19 protein-coding genes are annotated in these 20,174 nt (G+C 71.5%); 5 read left to right on the top strand and 14 right to left on the bottom strand.

What is annotated here, in order from left to right; all coding sequences use genetic code 11:
- Positions 1–52: 52 nt before the first annotated feature.
- Both ACIRSS_RS45895 and ACIRSS_RS45900 read left to right on the top strand, forming a co-directional pair.
- Entirely contained in the window at positions 53–2,866 is a 2,814-nt protein-coding gene (locus ACIRSS_RS45895; RefSeq protein WP_400907466.1) for an aconitate hydratase, read from the top strand.
- Between the two features lie 68 nt (positions 2,867–2,934).
- On the top strand, positions 2,935–3,726 hold the full coding sequence (locus ACIRSS_RS45900; protein ID WP_400907468.1) for an alpha/beta fold hydrolase: 792 nt from the start codon (positions 2,935–2,937) through the stop codon (positions 3,724–3,726).
- Here ACIRSS_RS45900 and ACIRSS_RS45905 read toward each other — a convergent pair.
- Positions 3,723–4,427 carry an MgtC/SapB family protein gene (locus ACIRSS_RS45905; RefSeq protein ID WP_400907471.1) on the bottom strand — a complete coding sequence of 235 codons (705 nt, stop codon included), beginning with the start codon at positions 4,425–4,427 and terminating at the stop codon, positions 3,723–3,725. The two genes, ACIRSS_RS45900 and ACIRSS_RS45905, sit on opposite strands and share 4 nt — an antisense overlap.
- A 173-nt stretch (positions 4,428–4,600) precedes the next feature.
- Positions 4,601–5,455, bottom strand: a complete 855-nt coding sequence (locus tag ACIRSS_RS45910; RefSeq protein ID WP_400907472.1) for an alpha/beta fold hydrolase — start codon at positions 5,453–5,455, stop codon at positions 4,601–4,603.
- Positions 5,456–5,545: 90 nt separating this feature from the next.
- On the opposite strand from ACIRSS_RS45910, the gene ACIRSS_RS45915 reads away from it, so the two are divergent.
- Positions 5,546–6,124, top strand: coding sequence for a TetR/AcrR family transcriptional regulator (locus tag ACIRSS_RS45915; RefSeq protein ID WP_400907475.1), 579 nt, complete (start codon positions 5,546–5,548; stop codon positions 6,122–6,124).
- Positions 6,125–6,170: 46 nt separating this feature from the next.
- On the opposite strand, the gene ACIRSS_RS45920 is transcribed toward ACIRSS_RS45915, so the two are convergent.
- The 7 genes from ACIRSS_RS45920 to ACIRSS_RS45950 all read right to left on the bottom strand — a co-directional run bounded on the left by ACIRSS_RS45920 (position 6,171) and on the right by ACIRSS_RS45950 (position 13,827).
- Positions 6,171–7,775, bottom strand: a complete 1,605-nt coding sequence (locus ACIRSS_RS45920) for an alpha/beta hydrolase (protein WP_400907820.1) — start codon at positions 7,773–7,775, stop codon at positions 6,171–6,173.
- Between the two features lie 141 nt (positions 7,776–7,916).
- Positions 7,917–8,339 (bottom strand): nitroreductase family deazaflavin-dependent oxidoreductase, encoded by a 423-nt coding sequence (locus ACIRSS_RS45925; RefSeq protein WP_400907823.1) that lies wholly within the window; start codon positions 8,337–8,339, stop codon positions 7,917–7,919.
- 46 nt (positions 8,340–8,385) lie between these two features.
- Positions 8,386–9,363, bottom strand: coding sequence for an L-histidine N(alpha)-methyltransferase (gene egtD / locus ACIRSS_RS45930; RefSeq protein WP_400907478.1), 978 nt, complete (start codon positions 9,361–9,363; stop codon positions 8,386–8,388).
- Positions 9,360–10,178, bottom strand: a complete 819-nt coding sequence (gene egtC / locus ACIRSS_RS45935; RefSeq protein ID WP_400907481.1) for an ergothioneine biosynthesis protein EgtC — start codon at positions 10,176–10,178, stop codon at positions 9,360–9,362. The genes egtD and egtC overlap by 4 nt, the downstream gene beginning before the upstream one ends.
- A 5-nt stretch (positions 10,179–10,183) precedes the next feature.
- The gene (gene egtB / locus ACIRSS_RS45940) at positions 10,184–11,521 is read right to left on the bottom strand and encodes an ergothioneine biosynthesis protein EgtB (RefSeq protein WP_400907483.1); all 1,338 of its coding nucleotides are present in this window, start codon (positions 11,519–11,521) and stop codon (positions 10,184–10,186) included.
- On the bottom strand, positions 11,518–12,780 hold the full coding sequence (locus ACIRSS_RS45945) for a glutamate-cysteine ligase family protein (protein ID WP_400907485.1): 1,263 nt from the start codon (positions 12,778–12,780) through the stop codon (positions 11,518–11,520). Before ACIRSS_RS45945 ends, egtB begins: the two co-directional genes overlap by 4 nt.
- A 120-nt stretch (positions 12,781–12,900) precedes the next feature.
- A complete protein-coding gene (locus ACIRSS_RS45950; RefSeq protein ID WP_400907488.1) occupies positions 12,901–13,827 on the bottom strand; it encodes a LysR substrate-binding domain-containing protein in 927 nt (308 codons plus the stop codon).
- 123 nt (positions 13,828–13,950) lie between these two features.
- Here ACIRSS_RS45950 and ACIRSS_RS45955 point away from each other — a divergent pair, with 123 nt between their 5' ends.
- Positions 13,951–15,150 (top strand): Glu/Leu/Phe/Val dehydrogenase dimerization domain-containing protein, encoded by a 1,200-nt coding sequence (locus tag ACIRSS_RS45955; protein WP_400907491.1) that lies wholly within the window; start codon positions 13,951–13,953, stop codon positions 15,148–15,150.
- Positions 15,151–15,198: 48 nt separating this feature from the next.
- Here ACIRSS_RS45955 and pip read toward each other — a convergent pair whose 3' ends face one another.
- The 5 genes from pip to ACIRSS_RS45980 form a co-directional block, all read right to left on the bottom strand.
- A complete protein-coding gene (pip, locus tag ACIRSS_RS45960; protein ID WP_400907494.1) occupies positions 15,199–16,140 on the bottom strand; it encodes a prolyl aminopeptidase in 942 nt (313 codons plus the stop codon).
- A gap of 79 nt (positions 16,141–16,219) precedes the next feature.
- A complete protein-coding gene (locus ACIRSS_RS45965) occupies positions 16,220–16,948 on the bottom strand; it encodes an ESX secretion-associated protein EspG (RefSeq protein WP_400907497.1) in 729 nt (242 codons plus the stop codon).
- 35 nt (positions 16,949–16,983) lie between these two features.
- A complete protein-coding gene (locus ACIRSS_RS45970; RefSeq protein ID WP_400907500.1) occupies positions 16,984–18,321 on the bottom strand; it encodes a hypothetical protein in 1,338 nt (445 codons plus the stop codon).
- Positions 18,322–18,324: 3 nt separating this feature from the next.
- Positions 18,325–18,984: a DUF3558 domain-containing protein gene (locus ACIRSS_RS45975; RefSeq protein ID WP_400907502.1), complete on the bottom strand. Its 660-nt coding sequence runs from the start codon at positions 18,982–18,984 to the stop codon at positions 18,325–18,327.
- Positions 18,981–19,385: a hypothetical protein gene (locus ACIRSS_RS45980; protein ID WP_400907505.1), complete on the bottom strand. Its 405-nt coding sequence runs from the start codon at positions 19,383–19,385 to the stop codon at positions 18,981–18,983. Before ACIRSS_RS45980 ends, ACIRSS_RS45975 begins: the two co-directional genes overlap by 4 nt.
- A 186-nt stretch (positions 19,386–19,571) precedes the next feature.
- Between ACIRSS_RS45980 and ACIRSS_RS45985 the strand changes: the two genes are divergently transcribed.
- Entirely contained in the window at positions 19,572–20,153 is a 582-nt protein-coding gene (locus ACIRSS_RS45985) for a TetR/AcrR family transcriptional regulator (RefSeq protein WP_257918778.1), read from the top strand.
- The last annotated feature ends 21 nt before the right edge of the window (positions 20,154–20,174 follow it).

Genomic DNA, 20,174 nt, shown 5'->3' on the forward strand with positions numbered 1-20,174 from the left:
CCGGGACTCGACCGCCGCACCGGCGCGGAAGTCCACGCCACTGGAGTTAGACGTGACCGCACCTGCCAGCAAGGACAGCTTCGGCGCCAAAGACACGCTGAAGGTCGGCGACGCCTCGTACGAGGTGTTCCGCCTGAACAAGGTCGAGGGCGCCGAGCGGCTGCCCTACAGCCTGAAGATCCTGCTCGAGAACCTGCTGCGCACCGAGGACGGCGCGAACATCACCGCCGACCACATCACCGCGCTCGGCTCGTGGGACCCGAACGCCGACCCGTCGATCGAGATCCAGTTCACGCCCGCCCGCGTGATCATGCAGGACTTCACCGGCGTGCCGTGCGTCGTCGACCTCGCCACCATGCGCGAGGCGGTCACCGACCTCGGCGGCGACCCCGACAAGGTCAACCCGCTCGCGCCGGCCGAGCTGGTCATCGACCACTCGGTCATCATCGACGTCTTCGGCCGCCCCGACGCCTTCGAGCGCAACGTCGAGATCGAGTACGAGCGCAACCGCGAGCGCTACCAGTTCCTGCGCTGGGGCCAGGGCGCCTTCGACGAGTTCAAGGTCGTCCCGCCGGGCACCGGCATCGTGCACCAGGTCAACATCGAGCACCTCGCCCGCACGGTGATGGCCCGCAACGGGCAGGCCTACCCCGACTCCTGCGTCGGCACCGACTCGCACACCACCATGGTCAACGGCCTGGGCGTGCTGGGCTGGGGCGTCGGCGGCATCGAGGCCGAGGCCGCCATGCTGGGCCAGCCGGTGTCGATGCTGATCCCGCGCGTCGTCGGCTTCAAGCTGACCGGCGAGATCCCGGCCGGCGTCACCGCCACCGACGTCGTGCTCACGATCACCGAGATGCTGCGCCGCCACGGCGTGGTCGGCAAGTTCGTCGAGTTCTACGGCGAGAGCGTGTCCGCGGTGCCGCTGGCCAACCGCGCCACCATCGGCAACATGAGCCCCGAGTTCGGCTCCACCGCGGCGATCTTCCCGATCGACGAGGAGACCGTCCGCTACCTCAAGCTGACCGGCCGCTCGGCCGAGCAGGTCGCGCTGGTCGAGGCGTACGCCAAGGAGCAGGGCCTCTGGCACGACCCGTCGCGCGAGGCCTCCTATTCCGAGTACCTCGAGCTGGACCTCTCGACGGTCGTCCCGTCGATCGCCGGCCCGAAGCGCCCGCAGGACCGCATCGAGCTGTCGGACGCGAAGTCGTCGTTCCGCAAGTCGATCCACGACTACGTGGACGGCGAGGACGTCACCCCGCACACCAAGATGGACGAGGCCTCCGAGGAGTCCTTCCCGGCCAGCGACTCCCCGTCGCTGTCGTTCGCCGAGGACGACGCCGCGCCGGTCACCTCCTCCGCCGCGAACGGCGCGTCGGGCCGTCCGAGCAAGCCGGTCAAGGTCTCCACGCCGGACCGCGGCGAGTTCGTCCTCGACCACGGCGCCGTGGTGATCGCCTCGATCACCTCGTGCACCAACACCTCGAACCCGTCGGTCATGCTCGGCGCCGCGCTGCTCGCGCGCAACGCCGTGGACAAGGGCCTCGCGGTCAAGCCGTGGGTCAAGACGTCGATGGCGCCGGGCTCGCAGGTCGTCACCGACTACTACACCAAGGCCAACCTGTGGCCGTACCTGGAGAAGCTGGGCTACCACCTGGTCGGCTACGGCTGCACCACGTGCATCGGCAACTCCGGCCCGCTCTCGGACGAGATCTCCGCGGCCATCCAGGAGAACGACCTCACCGCGGTCTCGGTGCTCTCGGGCAACCGGAACTTCGAAGGCCGGATCAACCCCGACGTGAAGATGAACTACCTCGCGTCGCCGCCGCTGGTCATCGCCTACGCGCTGGCCGGCACGATGGACTTCGACTTCGCGAACCAGCCCCTGGGCCAGGACACCGACGGCAACGACGTCTTCCTCAAAGACATCTGGCCGACGGCGCAGGAGATCCAGGAGACCATCGACTACGCGATCACGCAGGAGATGTTCACCAAGGACTACGCCGACGTCTTCGACGGCGGCGAGCGCTGGAAGTCGCTGCCCACCCCGGAGGGCAAGACCTTCGAGTGGGACGCCGAGTCCACCTACGTGCGGAAGCCCCCGTACTTCGAGGGCATGACGCCGGAGCCGGCAGCGGTCACCGACATCACCGGCGCGCGCGTGCTGGCGAAGCTGGGCGACTCGGTCACCACCGACCACATCTCCCCCGCCGGCGCGATCAAGCCGGGCACCCCGGCCGCGCAGTACCTGACCGAGCACGGCGTGGAGAAGAAGGACTTCAACTCCTACGGCTCGCGGCGCGGCAACCACGAGGTGATGATCCGCGGCACGTTCGCGAACATCCGGCTGCGCAACCAGCTCCTCGACGACGTGCAGGGCGGCTACACCCGCGACTTCACGCAGGAGGGCGCCCCGCAGGCGTTCATCTACGACGCGGCCCAGAACTACGCGGCGGCCGGCACCCCGCTGGTCGTGCTGGGCGGCAAGGAGTACGGCTCCGGTTCGTCGCGCGACTGGGCGGCCAAGGGCACCTCGCTGCTGGGCGTGCGCGCGGTCATCACCGAGTCGTTCGAGCGCATCCACCGGTCGAACCTGATCGGCATGGGCGTCATCCCGCTGCAGTTCCCGCAGGGCGAGTCGGCCTCGTCGCTCGGCCTGGACGGCACCGAGACGTTCGACATCTCGGGCATCACCAAGCTGAACGACGGCGAGACCCCGCGCACGGTGCACGTCACCGCCACCAAGGCGGACGGCACCAAGGTGGAGTTCGAGGCGGACGTCCGCATCGACACCCCGGGTGAGGCGGACTACTACCGCAACGGCGGCATCCTGCAGTACGTGCTGCGGAAGATGACGCAGGCGTAAGGCTCCTGCCCGAAAGGCCTCCCCGTCGCTCGCGGCGGGGAGGCCTTCGTTTTCGGTACCGTCGTGCCATGGGGGACTTTCTCGAGCTCGGTGACGGCAGGCTGTCCTGCGAAGTCCGCGGCCACGGCCGGCCGGTGGTGTTCCTGCACCCGGGTGCCTTCCACAGCGCGGCCTGGGACGAGCAGGTCGCCCGGTTCGCCGCGGACCACCGGGTCGTCCGCTACGACGCCCGCGGCCACGGCGAATCGTCGGAGCAGCTACCCGGGTTCTCCCACCACGAAGACCTCCGGCGGCTGCTCGACGCCCTCACGATCGACCGCGCGGTGCTGGTGGGCTGTTCGATGGGCAGCCGTACGGCGATCGACTTCGCGCTGCTGCACTCGGACCGCGTCGACGGGCTGCTGCTGAGCTCACCGGGTATCAGCGGCATGGTCGAACGCGACCCGTTCACCCTGGAGCAATGGCGGTTGTTCGCCGAGGCGATCGCCGCGCAGGACAACGCGCTGGCCCTCAAGTGCGTGCTTCGCATGCTCGTCGACGGCCCACACCGGATGCCGGACCAGGTCGACCCGGACGTCCGGGCGCGTTACGCGGCCATGCTGATCGACAACGCGCGAAAAGGCCACCGCAGCTTCGGCACCGGCGCGGAACTGCACGCGATCACGCGGACCGCCGAGCTCCGGGCGCGGATCCTGGTCGTCACGGGTTCCCTGGACACCACCGACATCCACGCCGTCGCGGACCTGATCGCCCGCGAGGCACCGAACGCGCGCCAGGTCGTGATCGACGGCGCGGGCCACCAGGTCAACGCCGAGCAGCCCGCCCGGTTCGGCGAGCTGCTCGAGGAGTTCCTCGGTTAAGCGGGCACGGCTTCCCAGCGCACGCTGGACACCGACGGCTCCAGTGAAAGCCGCGAGACAGCCGCTTCCATCTGGGCGTCGTCGCGCTGGTCGCCGACCAGCTCGGCGCGGACCTCGACCGTGCGGTCCTCGCGATCGGTGCTCAGCACCGACAGCAGCCGGAAGTCCGTGCGGGTCAGCGACTGCACGAGCAGCGCCCGCACGTGCGCCTCGGTCGCGTCGCGCGTGACGGCCTGGAACGCGTACCTCGTCGGCGTCTCGTCGCCCGCCTCCGGCCGGCGGTCGACGACCCGGCCCAGCGGCCGCAGCACGACGTTCACGCCGACGACGACGGCGGTCCCGGCCGCCGCGACCGCGTACAGCCCGGCCCCGGCCAGCGCGCCGACCGCGGCCGAGCACCACAGCGTCGCCGCGGTGTTGAGGCCGCGGACGTTCAGGCCGTCACGCATGATGACGCCGGCGCCCAGAAACCCGATGCCCGAGACGATCTGGGCCGCGACCCGCGTCGGGTCGGCGTCGCCGCTCGTAGTCAGGCCGCCGAAGCCGTGTGCGGACAGCAGCACGAACAGCGTCGCGCCGACCGCGACCAGGGCGTTGGTGCGCAGCCCGGCCATCCGGGCGCGAAACTGGCGCTCGACCCCGATGACGGCACCCAGGCCGACGCCCGTGCCGACACGCAGCAGCATTTCGAAGACGGTCATGATCTCGCTCATTTCCGGCGTGCGCGCACTGCCGGACAGGGGAGACCGGACGAGATCAGCCCGCCCGGAAGCCTCCGGTGAGCGCACGCCCGGTCGTCCCGTGACTGTCCGCTGGCATGTGCCGCTCACCTCGCTTCCGTCGCTCGTGGTTGATCAACTCCCCCACTGTAGCGCTACCTCCAGTGCCGGCGCAGGTGCGGGACGAGGTCTTCGGGACGCTCGTCGGGGAAGAACAGCTTGGCTTCGGACACCTCGACGACCTCGGCGACGCCGGGGACCGCGTCGCGGAACCGGTAGGCCCACTCGACACCGAAGTTCGGGTCGCCGGTCCCCCAGACGAGCAAAGTCGGCACGCGGAACTCCTTGAGCAGCGGCTCGATCGCGTCCAGTTCCTCGCCGCGGACCGACGTCAGCAGGCGCTCGAACTGCCGCGCCGCCTCGAGCGTGGCGCCGACCGGCCGCACGAAGGCGGCCAGGACCTCGTCGGACAGCTGTTCGGGGTGCTCGTAGCCCCCGCCGAGCGCACCGGCTCGCGCCCGCTCGGGGTCCGCGGCGAGCCGGACCAGCAGCGGCGCGAGCTTCCCGCGTTCGGCCAGCTCGACGACCGGGCGGAACGCCTGGGGCGGCAGGTTGCCCTGCGTGTCGCAGTTGGTCAGGGTGAGCGTCCGGACCCGGTCGGGGTGGTGCGCGGCGAAGACCTGCGCCACCGCGCCGCCGGTGTCGTTGGCGACCAGGTCGACCGCACCGAGTTCCAGCGACTCGCAGAAGTCTTCGAGCAGCCGGGCGAGGCCGGTCAGGCTGAGGTCCTGCTCGGGCGTCGCCGGCGAAGCGCCGTGCCCCGGCAGGTCCGGCGCGACGCACCGGCGCTCCCCCGCCAGCTCGGTCATCACCTTGCGCCACAACAGGTTGTTCGTGCCGACGCCGTGCACGAAGAGCGCCACCGGCCCTTCGCCGACGTCGGTGTAGCTCACGTCGCCGGACGCCGCCGACACGCGTCCGCGCTGGTCCTCCCAGGTTCGCAGGTCCATCGGTAGAGTCCCTCCAGAAGTAAACCGACTGACGGTCTAGTATCAACAGACCGACAGTCGGTTTGTCAACGACGGAGGCAGCCGACCCGCATGAACAAGAAGATCGACCGGGGTCAGGCGACCCGCGAGCACCTCGTCGCGGTCGCGACCGGCCTGTTCACCGAGCACGGCTACGACGGCACGTCGATCGAGGCCGTCCTGCGGGCCGCCGACGTGAGCCGCGGCGCGCTCTACCACCACTTCCCCGGCAAGGACGCGCTCTTCGCGGCGGTCTTGGACACCGTCTACGAGCGGGTCGGCGCGGAGGGCGCGCGAGCCGTCGAAGGCATGACCGACCCGATGACGGCCTTGCGCGCCGCGTGTCTCGCCTGGATCCGGAGCACCCGCGATCCCGTGGTGCGGCAGGTGATGCTCATCGACGCGCCGGCGGTACTGGGCTGGCAGCGGTGGAGGGAGATCGACGAGGAACGCACGCTCGGCAAGATCAAGGCGGCGCTGCGGCGCGACGGCCGGATCCCGGCGGCGCGCGTCGACCTCTTCGCGCACGTGCTGCTCGCCGGGATGAACGAAATCGCGATGCTGGTCGCCCGCGCCGACGACCACGCCAGCACCGTCACCGAAGCGGAAGCGGCCGCCGGGGACCTGCTGGATCGCTTGCTGGGGACGTGAAAACGGGCCGGGGCGACAGTGTCACCCCGGCCCGTTTTCCTTGCTGCTAAGCGGTTTCGAACGGCTGGACGTTCGGCTGGAACACCTGGCCGTTCGCCGGCACCTTGAGGTCGGTCAGGTAGTCCGCCACGGCCTTGTCGACGCCGAGCGCGTCGCCGAGGATGCAGTGGCCGAACGCGTCGACCGACAGCAGCCGCGAGTTGCCGAGCTCGGCCGCCATGCGCTGGCCGAACTGGTACCGCGTCGCCGGGTCGTAGTAGTTGCTCACCACGACCACCGGGACGTCGGTCTTGGCCCGCCACGGACCGCGGTAGGCGTCCGGCTTCTTCGCCGGCCACACCGGGCAGCCCGCCGTGTCGGCGAACGCCTGGTAGCGGCCGAAGGTGGGCGACTCGCGCTCCCACTTCGCGGCGATGTCCGGCACCTGCTCCTGCCTGATCTTGAACGGCTTGTCGGAGCAGTTGACGGCGAAGTACGAGTCGTCGCTGGCGTAGGGGCTGTCCGGGTTCTGGTCGGCCAGGCCCTGCTTGCCGCCGGTGAGCACCTTCAGCTGCTTGGCCTGCAGCGTCTGCGCCTGCGCGCCCGCCGGGTGGATCGCGGTGTAGAGCGCCTGCAGGTCCTCGGCCAGGCCGGGGAACGCCGACGGCGAGTACAGGACGCTCGAGACGCCGCCGGTGAACGCGTTGATGTCCACCGTGCCGCCACCGGGGATGGTGATCGGCTGCTTGCGGAGGTACTCGCGCAGTTCGTCGAACTTCGCGCGCGGCGTGCCGTCGCTGAACGCGCACTTGGCGCCGGCCTGGTCACACCGCTTCAGGAAGCCGTCGAGCGAGATCTCGAAGCCCTGGGCGCGTTCCCGGTCGTACTCGACGCCGTCGCTGGTGCGCAGCGCCGGGTCGACGTTGCCGTCGATGACGATCGCCCGGGACTGCTTGGGGAACATCGACGTGTAGGTCGAGCCGATCAGCGTCCCGTAGGAGAAGCCGACGTAGGTCAGCTTCTGGTCGCCGACCGCCGCGCGCAGCGTGTCGAGGTCGCGCACGACGTCCTTGGTGGACATGTGGTTCAGCAGCGATCCCGCGTTGTTCTTGCAGAACCGGCCGTAGTCGCGGTAGCTGGCGAGGGTGCCGGAGATCTCGGCGCGGGTCAGCGGCACCGGGATCTGGGCGCCGAAGACCTCGTCGGCGTCCTCCTGGGTGGTGAAGCAGCGCAGCGGGTTGCTCTGCCCGACGCCGCGCGGGTCGAACCCGACGAGGTCGAACCGGTCGAGCACCTGCGGCTGGAAGTAGTACTGCCCGCTGATCGGCATCCGCAGGCCCGAGCCGCCAGGGCCGCCGGGGTTGAGGAACAGCGAGCCGACGCGCTTGTCGGGCGTGCGGGCGGCGCGCTTGAGCAGCGCGATGTCGATGGTGCCCAGCGCGGCGTTGTCGTGGTCGATCGGCACGCGGTAGCGCGCGCAGCTGTAGAACTTGACCTGGTCCGCGGGCACGCCGGCGAGGGTGTCGGTCGAACAGGTACCCCAGGCGACCGCGGCGGTCGCCCCGACGACGGCGGGTTTGGCGACGGTGTCTTCGGCCGCCACGGCGGTGCCGGCCGGCCCGGCCAGTCCCACGCCGGCCACGAGCGCCCCCACCAGTGCGAACGACCGCACCCGGCCCTGTGTGGATCTCGGCAAGACGTCTCCTCCCTTGGTGACGCATGAGCCGCGCGGTCGAGCCGTCACGGCGCGTTACCCCGGAGAGACTGGCACAAACCGGTGAAAGCCGTCACCGGCCAAAAGGATGGTGGGCACCTACCCGTCGACGCGGGTGAGTACGAAAACCGGTAACGGCCGGCCCGCCTCGCGTTGCTCCATCCGGTACCCCGGCCAGAACGCGAGCAGCTCCTGCCACATGGCGTCGTACTCCTCGCCGTGCAGCTCGCGGGCCACCACCTCGCCGGGCCGCCCCTTCAGCGCGACCTGCGCCTTCGGGTTCGCGCGCAGGTTCAGCGCCCACGCCGGGTCGTTCGGGCGGCCCCAGTTCGAGGCGGTCAGGACGATGTCGTCGCCGTGGGGGAAGTACAGGAGGTTCGTGCTGCGGGGCTGCCCGCTCTTGCGGCCGGTCGTCGTGAGGCGCAGCGACGGCAGCCCGGCGAGCGCCACGAGGCTCACCCGGCCGCCGAACGCGCGGTGCAGTTTCTTGTCCGCCCACACGACGAACCCGGCCGTGCGCATCAACCACGGCCGGGTTCCGAGGGCCCGGGCCAGTGCCCGGAGAGGATTAGCCACGCACAGATCTTGCCAGGCTCACCCCGAACCGCTGCTGGGAGTCGGTCCACCATCGGTCCAGCGCGAACCCGGCCGCGGCCAGCTCCGCCTCGACGCCGGCGGGCCGGAACTTGGCCGAGATCTCCGTGCGGATGTGCTCACCCTCGGCGAAGCCGACCGTCAGGTCCGCGCCGGGGATCTCGACGGTCAGCGCCCGGCGGGCCCGCAAGCGCATCTCGATCCACTCGTTGCCGGCGTCCCAGTGCGACACGTGCTCGAACTCGTCGAGGTCGAAGTTCGCGCCGAGGCGCGCGTTGATCACCCGGAGCACGTTCTTGTTGAACTCCGCCGTGACCCCGGCGGCGTCGTCGTAGGCGCGTTCGAGGATGCCCGGGTCCTTGACGAGGTCGGTGCCGAGCAGCAGCCACTCCCCTTCGTCGAGCACCTCGCGCACCGAGCGCAGGAAGGCCGCGCGCTCGGCGGGCAGGAAGTTGCCGATCGTGCCGCCGAGGAACGCCACCACTCGCGGCTGACCACCGGGCAGCAGGTCGAGGTGCTGGGTGAAGTCGCCGACGACCCCGCGCACGGTCAGGCCCGGGTAGTCCTTCGAGATCGCCTCGGCGGCCTCGGCCAGCGCGGACTCGGACACGTCGAGCGGGACGAACGCCTCCAGCGTGCCGTGCCCGGTGAGCGCGTCGAGCAGCAGGCGGGTCTTCTCGCTCGACCCGGAGCCGAGCTCGACGAGCGTGTGCGCGCCGGACAGCTCTGCGACGTCGCCGGCGTGCGCGGCCAGCACCTCGCGCTCGCTGCGGGTGGGGTAGTACTCCGGCAGCTGGGTGATCTTCTCGAACAGCTCGCTGCCCTCGGCGTCGTAGAACCACTTGGGCGGCAGCCACTTGCGCTCGGCGGTGAGCCCGGCGACGACGTCCGCGCGCAGTTCCGCGGTGACGGTGTCGCCGGAGCGGTGGTGGTCGAGGTCGATCTCGGTCATGAACGCTCCTGGGTCAGGGGAAGCAGGTCGACGCCGGCGGCGGTGGCGCGCACGGCGTGGTGGTCGGGGACGGGCCGCCAGCGCGGGTCGCCGTCGAGGGGTTCGGACGCGAGCCACACGTTGCTTCCGGGGGTTCCGGGTGGCGGAGCCCCCGGCCCGGGGCGAAGCCCCAGCACAACACTGCCGGCCGGGGTCTCCAGCACGGACAGCGCGTGCGTCCAGGCGGTACCGATCAGCGTTTCGCCGTCGGTGAGCAGGAAGTTGAGCCGGGAACCGGGCGCGGCCGCTTCGACGGCGGTGGTCAGCTCCGCCACCGCCGTCAGCGGGTCCGCCCCGGTGGCGAGCCGGGCGCGCAGGAGCGCCCAGAGCACCACCGAGTCCGTCGGCGCCTCCAGCGTCAGCAGCTCGGTGACCGGCAGGGTCTTGGCCAGTTCGGCCAGCGAGTCCGGGTAGCCGCGGACGACGCCGTTGTGGCTGAACAGCCACCGCCCGGCGATGAACGGCGCCGCGGCCGCTTCGGTCACCGGCAGGCCGGTGGTGCCGTTGCGGACCGCGGCGACGAACGCGCCAGAGGTCACCGCCGCGGCCAGCGGCGGCAGTGTCTCGTCCGTCCACAGTGGAGTCGAACGGCGGTGGCGCAGCGGGGCCGAGCCCGGGCCGGGGTACCACCCCAGCCCGAACCCGTCGGCGTTGACCGAACCGCCGCCGCGCATGTCCGCCGGCGCGTAGGACTGCACCAGCAACGCGTGCGGCGCGCGGAAAACCGCCTCGGCGGGCGAAACCGGCTCGCCGAGGTAGGCGAGGTGCCTGCACATGACGCCTAGCCCACCTCGCCGGGTGCCGCGTCGCGGGCCGTCCGGAACCCGGCGAAGATCTGCCGCCGGATCGGGTAGTCCCAGTTGCGGAACGTGCCCCGGATCGCCGCCGAGTCGGTGCCGAACGAGCCGCCGCGCAGCACCTTGTACTCGGGTCCGAAGAAGACCTCCGAGTACTCCCGGTACGGGAAGGCCGAGAAGCCCGGATAGCCGTGGAAGTCGGTGCTCGTCCATTCCCAGACGTCGCCGATCAGCTGGTGCACGCCGGTCGGCGACGCGCCGGCCGGGTACGCCCCCGCCGGCGCGGGGCGCAGGTGCCGCTGGCCGAGGTTGGCGTGCTCGGCCGTCGGTTCCCCGTCACCCCACGGGAACCGCCGCGAGCGGCCGGTCACCGGGTCGAACCGCGCGGCCTTCTCCCACTCCGCCTCGGTCGGCAGCCGCCGCCCGGCCCAGGCCGCGTACGCCTCGGCTTCGTAGTAGGAGACGTGCACGACCGGCTCGTCGGCGGGGACGCGCTCGTAGACGCCGAACGCGGTCCGCCACCAGCCGTCCTGCTCCCGCTTCCAGAACCGCGGCGCGGTGATGCCGTGCTCCGTCCGGTAGGCCCAGCCCGCCGGGCTCCACCAGCGCTCGTCGTCGTAGCCGCCGCCGTCGAGGAACCGCGCGTAGGCGCCGCCCGTCACCGGGACGGTGTCCATCCAGAACGCCTCGACGGCGATCTCGTGCGCCGGGCGCTCGTTGTCCAGCGCCCACGGCTCGGCCGACGTGCCCATCGTGAACGCGCCCCCCGGCACCAGCACCTCGGCGGGCAGCGAGCCCGACCGGGCGGGCGGCGGCTGCGGCGCGTGCAGCACCGGATCGCCCTGGCGCAGCTGGTGGGTGGCCAGCATGGTCTCGTCGTGCTGCTGCTCGTGCTGGGTGATCATGCCGAACGCGAAGGCCTGTTCGGTCAGCCGCCGCCCCTCCATCGGCGCGTGCTCCAGCACGTCGAACGCCTTCTCGCGGACCTGCTTGACGTACGCGCGCGCCTCGGCCGGGCCGAGCAGCGGCAGCTCCGGCCGGTCGGCGCGGGCGTGCTGGAACGCGTCGTAGATGTCGTCGATGTCCGGCCGCAGCGGCTCGCGGCCGCCGACGTCGCGGACCAGCCAGAGCTCCTCCTGGACACCGATGTGCGCGAGGTCCCAGACCAGCGGCGACATCAGCTTGGAGTGCTGGCGGACCAGGTCCTCGTCGTCCACGGCGTCGGTCAGCGCCACGCTGCGCGCCCGCGCCCGGGTCAGTGCTTCGGCGGCCCGGGCACGCAGGTCCTGCGCGCTCAGGTCACCCAGTGCTTCCGTGCTCATGCTTCGCTCCTCGATCGGTACGCGCGCCCCTGCACGCTCTCGCTGATCTCGGTGATCGACTCCGCCGCCAGCCCGGTGACGCCCAGCTCGGCGCAGCCGAGGTCGGCCAGCGCCGCCGCGACGGCCGCCAGGTCCGCATCGGCCAGGCCCCGCCGCGCCGCGTCGGTCCACCGGTCCACGACCGGCGCGCAGATCGCCCGCACCTTGTCCACTGTGGACGGCCGGGCGAGCAGCGCCGAGACCAGCGCCACCGGCGCCAGCCACTCGTCCGGCGGTTGCGCGTCGAGGTACCGGATCTCCAGGTAGCCCTGGGGCCGGACCGGGGTGAACATCGTGGTGAGGTGGTAGTCGAGGTCCGCCGCCGTCGGCTTCGGCAGCAGCGCGGCCGCGCCCTTGCCGTCGATCCAGTCGGCGAAGGTCAGCCCCTCCGGCGCGTCCCACGGCCGGTCGCCGCGGGGCAGCACCATCAGCGGGGTGTCCATCAGGCGCTCGGCCCACCAGCCGGCGGGGTCGTCGTCCGCGACGCCGGACGTGCGCGTGCGGACCGCCTCCGTGTCGTGCACCGCGAGCCAGCGGGCGGAGGCGTGTCCCGTGTCCCGTCCGGCGTGGACGCGGGAGTTGGCGAAGAGGGCGAGCAGCGGCGGGCCCATCGCGTGGGCCGCCGCCCAGCGGGCCGCGTAGTGCTCGGGCTCCCCCGCGTCGACGCAGACCTGCAGGCCGGCCGTGCTGCACATCATCGTGATGCCCCCGGGACCGATCGGCGCGAACCGCCGTTCCATCGCCGCGTAGCGCGGTGTGCGCAGGAGCCGGCGTGGCGCGCGGTGGGCGTCGATGCCCGTCTCGCCCAGCACGAGGCCGTGCCGGGAGAGGCGGTCACGCAGGTGGTGGAGGTCGGCCGTGACGGCTGCGGCGAGATCGCGCAGGGAGGCCTGGGGAAGAGCGGAGATTTCGACCTGGCACCCGGGTTCGAGGCTCACTGGTGAACCGGCCGGGAGCGGTGAAGCGGGGCTGTCGGGGCGGAGCGTCCGTGGCGTGTGCGGACCCAGCGCCGCGGCGAGGACGTCGGGATCGAGGGGTCTGGCCGGGTCGTCGGCGTGGTGCACGGTGAACTCCAGCTCCACGCCGGTCAGGCGGGGCGGTCCGTGCTTGAAACACACCGATGCGACGTACGCCTCCCCGGCCGCGCGGTCCGCCAGGACCCGCGCGGTACGGTTCGACGCACTCCCCGACTTCTCGGGAAAATGGTGCACCGCTGTCATGTCCGTTCCTGTTCCGTGTGGTGGAACTTCTTGACTTCGGACGCTACACGCGGGGTACGACAAAATCAGGCCGGATCTTGCGGTGCAGGACGGGTTCACCACTCCGTAAGAAGTCCCGGATCAGGGCAAAGCGGACTCCGTGCCGAGGCCCAGCGAAGCCGCCGACGCCCGCACGGCCTCGATCACCAGGTGCAACGCGGGCAGCCGGAACGCGGTGCGCCGGTAGGCGATCGACACCGTCCGCAGCAGCGGCGTGGTGAGCGCGACGACGTCGATCCCGGGTGGCCGCAGCAGCCGCAGGCCCAGGTCCGAGACGAGCGTGACGCCCAGCCCGGCACCCACCATCGCCATCGCCGTGGACTGCTCTTCGACCTCGTGGTTGATCTTCGGCGCGAAGCCGTGCCGCTGGCAGGCCGTGCGCATCGCCCGGCCGAAGTGCGACTTCGGGCTGGCCAGGATCCACGGGTGCTCGGCGAGGTCGTCGAGGGAGGCCGAACCGGACGGCACCGCGCCCCGCGGCACCGCCGCGTGCAGCCGCTCGACGGCCACGACGGCCCGTTCCAGCCCGGCGTCCCACGGCGTCGGCGCGTCCGAGTAGTCGATGACGAACGACAGGTCGAGCGTGCCGTCGCGGACCGCCTCGGCGGTGTCCTCGGGCGCCAGTTCGCGCGTGCGCACCTCGATGCCGGGGTGTTCGTCGGCCAGCGCGGTCAGCGCCGTCGGCAGCAGCCCGGAGGCCACCGACGCCCAGACGCCGGCGGTCAGCCGGACCGTGCGGGCTTCCTGGGCCTCCTCCAGGGCGAGCGTCGCCCGTTCGACGGAGCCGAGGATCTCCTCGGCGTGCTCCGTCAGGAGGTTGCCCAGCTCGGTCAGCTGGACGCGCCGGCCGAGCCGCTCGAACAGCTTCGCGCCGACGTCGCGTTCGAGCTGCGCGAGCTGCTGCGATACCGCCGAAGCGGTGTAGTGCAGCGAAGCGGCGGCCGCTGTCACCGTGCCCCGGCGGTGCAGCTCGCGCAGCATCCGCAAGCGGTGCAACGAAAGCTCCATACACCAAACCTAAACGAGATCGTGCAGGTTCGTTAAATGGACGCGTGGGCGGTCCGGGGCGCACGCTCGGGGAAGGCGGTCACGACGGGCCGCCCCCGGACTTCCCTGGAGGTGAGTGGCCTGATGACCCCGCGCAACGCCGAGCCGCTGATGCGACTGACCTGGACCGATCCCATCACCGGCGCGCACGGCTACCTGGTGGTGCACAGCCTGGTCTCGGGCGTCGCCACCGGCGGCACCCGGATGCGGGCGGGCTGCACGATGAGCGAGGTCGAGGACCTCGCCCGGGGCATGGCCAACAAGACCGCGACGTTCAACCTGCCGGTCGGCGGGGCGAAGGGCGGCATCGACTTCGACCCGAAGGACCCGCGGGCGTTCGGCGTGCTGAAGCGGTTCTGCGCGTTCCTGCGGCCGTGGCTGGATGCGCACTGGGTGACCGCCGAGGACCTCGGCGTGCCCCAGCACCTGATCGACGAGGTGTTCGCCGAGCTCGGGCTGGAGCAGTCGTACCACGCGGCGATCGGCCGTTCGGCGGATCCGGCTCGTACCCTGCGCCGGGTGCAGGCCGGCCTCAACGCGCCGGTGCCCGGCGGGTTGCTGCTCGGCGACGTCGTCGGCGGCTACGGCGTGGCGCAGGCGTGCCTCGGCGTCGCGGCGGCGTGGGACTGGGACGTGCGCGAGACGACCGTGGCGATCCAGGGCATCGGGACCATGGGCGGCGGCGCGGCCTGGTACCTGCACGAAGCCGGGATGAAGGTGGTCGCGGTGGCCGACGCCGCGGGCACGCTCTACGACCCGGTCGGGCTCGACGTCCCGGCGCTGCTGGAGCTGCGCGACCGCTTCGGCGAGGTGGACCGGTCCCGGCTGCCCGCAGGCGTGCGCTCGCTGCCCCGCGAGACGGTCGTCGGCGTCGACGCGGACATCTTCGTGCCGGCCGCGATCTCCTACGCGCTGCGGCCGGACAACGAGAACCTGGTCAAGGCGGCCGTGGTCGTCGAGGCGGCCAACGCGGCGACGACGCCGGAAGCCGAGGCCGCGTTGTCGGCCCGGGGCGTCGCGGTCGTGCCGGACTTCGTCGCCAACGCGGGCGCGGCCGCGTGGGCGTGGTGGCTGCTGCTCGGCGAGGTCGGCGCGGACCCGGCCGACTCGTTCCTGCGGCTGCGCACGGAAATGCAGTCGAAGGTGGCGCTGCTGCTGGCCGAGTGGAACATGGACCGGCTGCCGCTGCGCATCACCGGGCTGAAGCTGGCCGAGGCCAACCGGGCCCAGCGGGCCGAGGCGGCGCTCGCGCCGGAAGGTGAGCCGGCGCTGCTCATCCCGTGAGCCGGGGGTTCCGCGCGGCGCCTCGGGTGGGGGCGCCGCGCGGTTCCATCACCGCGCGAAGCGGTCGGTCGCGCCGACGAGCACGTCCTGCATCGGGGCGTCCTGCGTCGAGTGCCCGATGTTCTCCAGCATCACCAGCTCGCTGCCCGGCCAAGCGTGGTGCATCAGCCAAGGCGTGCCGACCATGTTGCTCGTGTCGAGCACACCTTGGGCCAGCACGGCGGGGATGCCGGCGAGCTTGCCGAGGTTGCGCAGGATTTCGCCGTCGGGCAGGAAGGCCCGGTTGCTGAAGTAGTGCGTGACCAGCCGGGCGAAGCAGAGCTGGAAGGCCGGGTCCTCGAAGGACTTGTACGCGGGTACGCCCGGGAGCATCGCGTCTTCCCAGGCGCACCAGTCGTCGGCCGCCTTGCGGTGGACGGCCGGGTCGGGATCCATCAGCAACCGGTGGTAGGCGGCGGACAGATCGCCGTCCCGCTCGCTCTCCGGCACGCCCTGGCGGAACTTCTCGAAGGCCTCGGGGAAGTACGCTCCCAGGCCGCGGATGAGCATTTCGATCTCGATGAAGCGGTCGGTCGCCAGTCCCATGAGGACCATCTCGCTGACCCGCCCGGTGTGCCGCAGCGCGTACGTCAGGCTGAGCACCGAACCCCAGGAACCGCCGAACAGCAGCCACTTCTCGATGCCAAGCCGCGTCCGGAGGAGCTCGAAGTCCGCGACGAGGTGGTCGGTGGTGTTGGCGGACAGGTCGGCGACCGGGGCGCCGGCGTGCGGGGTGCTGCGGCCGCAGCCGCGCTGGTCGACGAGCACGACCCGGTAGCGCTCCGGGTCGAAGTAGCGGCGCAGGTTCGCCGAGCAGCCCGTGCCCGGGCCGCCGTGCACGACGAGCGCCGGTTTCCCGTCCGGGTTCCCGCAGGTCTCCCAGTAGATCTCGTGCCCGTCGCCGACGTCGAGCAGGCCGTGCTCGTAGGGCTCGATCTCGGGGTACAGCATCAGCGCGTCCTTCCGCCCGGAATACAACAGCGCTGTCACATTAGCGTCCGACTTGGCCCGACGCGCGGGCTTTATCCGCTCAGACCAGGGCGCCGGCCAGCTCCATGAGCGTGTCGGCCAGCTCGCGCGGGCCCGCCGGGCCGATGTGGATAACGGCGTCGTCGCCCGCGCCGGAGGTGTAGCTGAGGTAGCGGCCCCAGTCCGTGTCGGCGTAGTGCAGCGGCTGCTGCAGGCAGGTGTGCCGGCCGACCTCGTCGCGGCGGCCGACGTAGAGCTCGCCGCTGCCCGAGACCGGCCGCTGCACCAGGCTGACGACGTCGGCGATCGCCGGGTCGAGCGGGTAGGCGTCCTGACCGCGGCGGGCCGCCTCGGCCAGGTCCGCCACCCGGACGGTGCGCGGGTGGCCGCCACCGGCCCCCACCGGCGGCAGCTGCTCGACGAGCGACTCGGCGAGCCGGTTCCGGTCGATCTCCTGGACGCCGACGTGCGTGCCGTCGGAGACGGCCAAGACGGCTTGGAGACCCTTCGCGGCGGCGAGCACGCCGTAGGTCTGGCCTTCGACGCCGACCCAGCCGTAGCACTCCCGCGCCGGGTTGACCAGCAGCGGGAGCCAGTCGAGGAAGTCGACGCCGGCCCGGCCGCGCGAGTCGACCAGGCCGGCCTCGGCCAGCGCGGCGTCGACCCGCTTGTCCGCCTCGGCGCGCTCCTCGTCCGAGAGCCACAGCGGCTCCGGACGGAGGGTGAGGTGCAGCTGACCGACCTGCTCGCGCTCCGCCAGTGCGGCCAGCGCCTCGACCGGAACGTCCACCCGGCCTGTTGCCACGTCCACCCGCCTGTTCGCTTCTACTCGCCGATGACCGGCGGACTGGTCCGCTGGTCGGTGCCGAAGATCGCGTCCGGGTCCGCTTCGATCAGGAAGTCCGGCCGCTGGTGCTCATCATCTTCCTCGCCCTCGCCCCGCCGGCCCCCGGGGCCCATCGGCCCCATCTGCCCGGAGCGCCCCGCGGCCGACCGCGCCGCGGCCGCCTCCGCGGCGGCCGCGTTGCCCAGACCGCCCATGCCGGACCCGCGGCCGCTGCCGAGGCCCCGCTCCCCCGCGGCGCCGCTTCCACTGCCTCCGCTGCCTCCGGCGCCGCCGCTCCCGCTGATCGGCCGGCCGTTGGAGTCCAGGAGCCGGCTGCCGGCGTTCCCACTGGCCGGCCCGCGTCCGCCGGTGCCCGACTCGGGGTCGTTGCCGAAGGTGGTCGAGTAGTTCTGACCACCGCCCCCACCGGTGTTGGTGGGGTAGAAGTTGACCGGGTCGATATTGGGCGGCGTCTTGCCGGGCCGGTCGGTGACCGTCTGCGTCGGCAGGGTCGTCGTGGTCGGGCGGCCGGTGCTGGTCGTGTGGGTCTCGTCCGTCGGCCGGTCCGTGCTGCCCGGGCGGTCCGTGCTGCCGGGCCGGTCCGTGCTGCCCGGGCGATCGGTGCTGCCGGGACGGTCGGTGCCGCCGGGCTGGTCGGGACCACCGGTCCGCCCCGGGTCGACGCTGCTCGTCGTGGTGTGGTCGTTGTACCCGGGGTCGCCGCCCGGGTTCTCCGGCAGCCACCTGCTCCGGTCGGTACCCACGTTGATCTTGCCGGGTCCGGTCGGCTCGTTCACGGCGATCGCGGCACCGTCGGACTCGAGGACGCCGTAGTTGGCGGGCAACGAGGCGCTCGTGCCGTTCGTGACGACGTTGTACTGGTCCATCACGCGCACGTTGGTCTCGTTCGCCGCGTTGTACTTGGCGATCCCCGCCTGGTACGAGTCGATGTCGTCCTTGGCCATGAACGGCCCGGCGATCGGAATGGCGGCCTTGAGCCCGGTCGTCCACGGGTTCGGCTTGTCGGGCTTGGGCGGCACCTGCACGACGGTGTTGCTGGAGTGGTCGAAGACCTCGGTCTGGGTGTCGACCGAGGCCTTGGTCTCGTCGAGCGGCAGCGCGGTCTCGGCGAAGGCCAGTTCGAGCGGACCCGCGCCCGCGTTGGCCGCGTCGGCAGCGGACCCGGTCCAGGCCTGCGTCATCCGGTCCTGCAGCGCCTTGATGCCCTCCGCGCGGGCCTGGTAGGCCTCCGAGAGCTTGTTCACCGACTCGGACATCTGCCGGAGTCCTTGGGTGTCCCCCTGTTTGAAGTTGTCGTAGATCTGCTTGCCGTCCACTCGTCAAGCCCCCTTGAGTGTTTTGACTATCGCGGCCGCGGCGCCCTGTGCGGCATCGCAGGAATCCTGTTGCCCCTCATAGCCTTCCGAGAAGACCGAAACCGCCAGGTCGTCGGCGACGCCGATCGCCATGCTGCAGTTCCCGATCGCGCGACGGTCGCGGATGTCGAAATAGACCGCGGGGTAGCCTTCGACATCAGGCGCGGGCTCGAAGAACTTGTAGGGCCCGTTCGGCCGTTCGTAGGCAGCCTTGATGCCGGCCAACCCACCGGCCCCGGCGTCGCGGTTCCCGGTCCCGAGGATGACCAGCAAGCTGAGTCCCTCCCCGCGGATCTTCCAGCCGCAGCTGGGACCCGACAGGTTCTCGGGATTGCTGTCCCGAGGGCGCGGTTCGCCGGGGTCGGTGAACTTCAGCCTGGTCAGCTCGTCGTCGGGGACTAGCTTGCACGTGTCGTTTTCGTACTTCGTCACGTCCAACGGCGTGGTCACCTTCGGAACGCTTCCGGTCGGCCCTGCGGCCGACGACGACGTTCCTGGCGAAGAGTCGGGGGTCACCGCGTTGGCCGTGCCACCGGTCTCGGAGGTGCAACCGGCCGCGAGCGCGCAGGCAACGACAAGAGCCCCGCTGAGAACACTCGCGCGAGCGGGGCTGCCCAGGCTCACGTCGCCTGCCCGAACGTTTCGGACATGCTCAGGTCGGTCGCGACGGTCTTGGTCTGCGCTTCCTTGAGCTTCTTGATGTAGCCCTGCACGTACTTGCGCATGGAGTCGTTCTGAGCCTGCAACGAAGCAATCGAATTACTACTGGCCGACGCGAAGCTCCCGCTCGCCGGGTCCTGTCCTGGCGCCACACGCCCGGCCGAGAGCGATTCGATCGTGTGACCGTCTTCGATGATCTTGTCCAGCTCGTCTTCCCAGAGACCGATCACCGAGGCGAGCTCCTCGGGGTCCATCTGGAACTTGCCGCCCCCGCCGCCACCGCCGCCGTAGACCCGGCCGCTCTGGCCGAGGATGTCGCCACCCCAGACCGCCTGGACCGCCTGCCCGGCTTCGCCGATGATCACGCCGCGCACCTTCCCCTCAGTTCACCCACCGTGATGGTGCAAAGATTAGCCAACTGTCTCACGCCGTGTCAGCGAATCGCCGCAACGTTCCGACGATGGGGGCTTCGGTTCGGTTCCCGGGCACTCCGGGTCACAGTACGTACGTACGGATTGCGAAGTCCGGGCTCTCGGTGCCAGGATTTCAGGATGCCACGCGTAAGCCAGGATCACCTCGACGCACGCCGGCGCCAGATCCTCGACGGCTCGCGCGTCTGCTTCGCGCGCTACGGCTACGAAGGTGCCACAGTCCGGCGCCTGGAGGAAGCCACCGGCCTGTCGCGCGGGGCCATCTTCCACCACTTCCGCGACAAGGAGTCGCTCTTCCTCGCCCTCGCCGAGGACGACGCCATCCGGATGGCCGACGTCGTCGCCGAACAGGGGCTCGTCCAGGTCATGCGCGACCTGCTCGCCGGCGGCGACCACCCCGCCGACTGGCTCGGGACGCGGCTGGAGGTCAGCCGGCGGCTGCGCACCGACCCCGAGTTCCGCGCGCGGTGGGCCGAACGGTCCGAACAGCTCACCACCGCCACCCGGCTGCGGCTGCTGCGCCAGCGGGAGGCCGGGAACCTGCGCGACGACGTCGACGTCGACGTGCTCACCGCGTTCCTCGAGCTCGTCCTCGAAGGACTCGTCTCGCACCTCGCGATGGGCCTGCCCGCCGCCGGCCTGGGGCCGGTGCTCGACCTCGTCGAGGAGACCGTGCGGCGGCACCGGCCGGGCACCGCCTGATCACCCGTGGTCCAATGGCCG

The sequence above is a fragment of the Amycolatopsis sp. NPDC101161 genome (assembly GCF_044768185.1).
Lineage (GTDB): Bacteria > Actinomycetota > Actinomycetes > Mycobacteriales > Pseudonocardiaceae > Amycolatopsis.